At 63.2% G+C, this 3,069-nt stretch carries 3 protein-coding genes; all 3 read right to left on the bottom strand.

The genetic code is table 11. The annotated features are described in order from the left end of the window. A partial coding sequence (locus DBR22_RS05250; RefSeq protein WP_108598108.1) for an LCP family protein occupies positions 1 to 1,101 on the bottom strand: 1,101 nt, incomplete at its 3' end. A gap of 98 nt (positions 1,102 to 1,199) precedes the next feature. After that, positions 1,200 to 2,174, bottom strand: a complete 975-nt coding sequence (era, locus tag DBR22_RS05245; RefSeq protein ID WP_108598107.1) for a GTPase Era — start codon at positions 2,172 to 2,174, stop codon at positions 1,200 to 1,202. Beyond that, positions 2,158 to 3,069: hemolysin family protein (locus tag DBR22_RS05240; RefSeq protein WP_258229047.1), on the bottom strand; the 912-nt coding region annotated here is incomplete at its 5' end. The genes era and DBR22_RS05240, both read right to left, overlap by 17 nt.

Here is a 3,069-nt window from a genome sequence, read left to right as displayed (position 1 = left end):
GTCCACATCCTCGCGGAGGGCCGCAAACAGCTGCGAACCCGCCGGCTCCGCGACCTGGAGGCGGTTGATGTCAGTTACTGCCGGCGTGGTGGGCACTGCCACGAACGCCACCTTGCTGATGTCGATGTCCTTGAGTCTATTGCCGATGGTGACCAGGGAAGGGACCGAGGCCAGGCCGTTATCCACCGTGAGGTTCTGGGTCACAACGTCGGCGATCTTGAGCATTTTGGCGGGGTCCGACAGCGTTCCGTCGTCCTTGATCTTGCGGGTGAGGGACGACAGGAAGCCCTGCTGGGCCCTGATGCGGCCGAGGTCACCGCCGTCGGCGAAAGCGTGCCGGGTGCGCAGGAAGGCCAGTGCCATTTCGCCCTGGACCGCCGAGGTGCCCGCCGGCAGCCGAAGCTGTGAATCGGGATCGTAGACGGCGTCGCTGATGCAGACGTCCACCCCGCCCACGGTATTGGAAAGTTCCTTGACGGCGTTGAAATCGGCCATCATGAAGTGGTCAACTTCCAGGCCGGTCAGCTGGTTGACAGTATCCACGGCGCAGCCGATGCCTGCTTCCGCCATGGCTTCATTGATCATGATGCCGCTGCGTGCCGGGTACACCTGCTTGGTCTCCGGGTCGGTGCACTGGGGGATGTCCACCAGGAGGTCGCGGGGGAAGCTGATGACACTGACCCGCTTGTTGTCCGCCGATATGTCCATCAGCATCATCACATCGGCCTTGCCATAACCGGTCGACTCGTCCACGCCACCGTACTCGGAGTTCTTTCCGTCCCTGGTGTCCGAGCCCAGGATCAGGATCTGCATCCTGTCAGTGGAATCGTTGGTACCGGTTCCGTTGCCATCGCCGGCGCTGAGGGGAGCGGTAGTGATGTTCGACTGCAACCGGAAGTACCAGTATCCGGCGAACCCCAGGCCACCGACCACCAGTACGGTCAGGACAGCAGCCGTCACCTTCAGCCACGCGGGCATCCGCCGATAGGATCCGAGGTGGCGTGCGACGCCCACGGCAGAGTCATCCGCGTGCCGGGAAACCGGACCGTTTCCCGCTGACGGATCAGCTCCGTACTCGCGATTGTCGCGGCCTCGCCCCATGTGGTGTACCTTCCTCTGAATTCCAAATCCGGTCTATTTTAGTTGCCCATGCTGGGAACTTCCCGGTGACCGGCCCGGGCAGGAGAATTATGACCGGGTCAGAACCCCAGCTTGACCAGCTGTTTGGGGTCCCGTTGCCAGTCTTTTGCCACCTTCACGTGGAGGTCCAGGTAGATCCGGGCGCCGAGCAAAGCTTCGATTGCCTTGCGTGCGTTGGTGCCGACCTCGCGGAGCCGGGCACCGCCTTTGCCGATAATGATGGCCTTCTGGGAAGGACGTTCCACATAGAGATTGACCCGGACATCGAGGAACGGCCGGTCTTCGGGCCTTCCCTCACGCGGGACGATCTCATCGACGACGACGGCCAGCGAGTGCGGCAGTTCGTCGCGGACGCCTTCGAGTGCAGCTTCCCTGATGAGTTCGGCGATCATCACCGCTTCCGGTTCGTCCGTCAGATGGCCGTCGGGATACAGCGGGGGCGACGCCGGCATATGGCCTATCAGCACGTCGGCCACCGTGCTGACCTGGAAACCGTCAGTGGCGGAGACTGGAACGATGTCCTTCCAGCCGTCCTCCCCCAGGACTTCGCGTCCGAGCGCAGCGACAGCGAGCAACTGCTCGGTCAGCCCCTGGCGGTCAACGGTGTCCGCCTTGGTCACGATGGCGATGACCGGCTTGTTGCCGATGGCAGCTAGCTGGGCAGCAATGAATTTGTCGCCGGGACCGATCTTTTCGTTGGCGGGCAGGCAGAACCCGATCGCGTCAACCTCTGCAAGGGTGTCCGCCACGAGGTCGTTGAGGCGTTTGCCCAACAGCGTGCGGGGGCGGTGCAGGCCCGGGGTGTCCACCAGGATCAGCTGCGCGTCGTCGCGGTGGACGATCCCCCGGATGGTGTGCCGGGTAGTCTGCGGCTTGGCGGAGGTGATGGCAACCTTCTGGCCCACCAGGGCGTTGGTGAGGGTTGATTTTCCTGCGTTGGGGCGCCCTACCAGGACGGCAAAACCTGCCCGGTAGCCACCGAAGTCCGGGGCGGCCGGGGTCTGGCTGGCCGGTGGTTTATTTTTCTTGTTCACGTGGAACTCCCTGCTGGGTTGCTTCGGCCTCGTCGAGTAGGTCTTCAAGGTCAGTGTCTACTGTTGGTACGGGTGCGGCAATGATATGGCTGACCCGGTTGCGCCGGCCTTCGAGCCTTTCGGCGCGAAGGGAGATGCCATCCACGTCCACGCTGCTCCCCACGATCGGGACACGGCCCAGGGCCTTGGCCAGGAGGCCGCCCACCGTATCCACTTCGTCGTCGTCGAGCTCAATGTCGAACAGTTCCCCGAGGTCGTCAATGCTCATCCGGGCGCTGACCCGATAGGACCCGTCGCCCAGGGCGACGGCCTCGGCACTTTCGGTATCGTATTCGTCCACGATTTCGCCGACGATTTCCTCGATGAGGTCCTCCAGTGTGACCAGACCGGCTGTGCCGCCGTATTCGTCGATGACGATGGCCACGTGGGTTGATTCCTTCTGCAGTTCCCGGAGCAGGTCGCTGACCGGCTTGGATTCGGGGACGTACCGCACGTCGCGGGCCAGTGCTTCAACCGGGGGCTGTTCGTCGTCGGGTCCGAGTTCGTGCAATATCGCCGCGACGTCCTTCAGGTACACAATCCCGAGGATTTGGTCCGTATTGTCGCGGATCACGGGCATCCGGGAATAGCCGGAACGAAGGAAAAGGGACATGGCCCGCCTGAGGCTTGAGCCGGCGTCGATCGTCAGGATGTCCGTGCGGGGCACCATGACTGCGCGTACCAGGGTATCGCCGAAGTCGAAGACGGACTGGATCATTTCCGCTTCCGTGTCCTCGATCATGTCCGATTCTGACGCGCGGTCCACCAGTTCGCGGAATTCCTGCTCGCTGAAGAACGCTTCGTCTCCTGCCGGCGCACCCGGCGCAACTGCACTGCCCAGTGCCACGAGCCATCC

The organism is Arthrobacter sp. HMWF013 (assembly GCF_003061105.1).
GTDB lineage: Bacteria > Actinomycetota > Actinomycetes > Actinomycetales > Micrococcaceae > Arthrobacter.
This window is presented reverse-complemented; position numbering and strand designations above follow the sequence as displayed.